This window comes from Olleya sp. 1-3 (assembly GCF_002836085.1).
Lineage (GTDB): Bacteria > Bacteroidota > Bacteroidia > Flavobacteriales > Flavobacteriaceae > Olleya > Olleya namhaensis.
The window spans coordinates 1-736 of the sequence record NZ_PJBW01000028.1; the positions used below are offsets into that span (position 1 = coordinate 1).

At 29.9% G+C, this 736-nt stretch carries 1 protein-coding gene; it reads left to right on the forward strand.

Features of this window, described 5'->3' with window-relative positions; genetic code table 11:
* The coding region (locus CXF54_RS12905; RefSeq protein WP_410503941.1) for a GldL-related protein at window positions 1–601 on the forward strand (601 nt) is incomplete at its 5' end.
* Window positions 602–736 lie beyond the last annotated feature (135 nt).

Consider the following 736-nt stretch of genomic DNA (forward strand, 5'->3'; position numbering starts at 1 on the left):
GCAAACATACCCAAACGAACGAACACGAATGAACAAAATTGAAAAAATACTAGGTTTTGGAGCAATATTCCTGATGATATTAAGACTTATTATCGACTACCCTTATTCCGCTCTTTTAATTACACTTTCTATATTTATCTTGTCATTAATTTATTTGTTTTTTAGTTTTAAACTATTGAACAGTAACAAAAAGGACTCAACAGAAAAAACAAGTTCACTTAGACAAACTGGAATAATTTTAACTGGAATTACTCTATCGCTCGTACTTATCGGAATATTATTCAAATTTCTACAATGGCCATACGGAAGTTTTAATTTAATGGTTGGTCTTTTATGTTTAATTCCGATAATTGTTATTTCAATTTTTAAGTTTACTAAATCAAATTCTGAATTTTATAAAAATTTACTGTTTAGAATATTGATTATTGGAGTAATCGGAACTTTGTTGCTGTTTACGAAAAATGAAACCCTTTTGGAACTTAAATACCGAGATTTCCCAAATTATGTTGAAGCTGAAAAAAAACTAATGCAAGACCCAACGAATAAAGAATTAGAAATAATAGCAAACAAAGAACGAGAAAAAATGCATCAATCGAAATAAAAGTACGATTTGCCAACACCGTGTATAATTAATTGCTTGGTTCTAGCCTACTTGCGAAAATTCCTGCGGAATTTTCACGGGTTCGTGAAAGTTTACTAATTTAGTTGCTTAACCACGCAACTAACCATACACAAA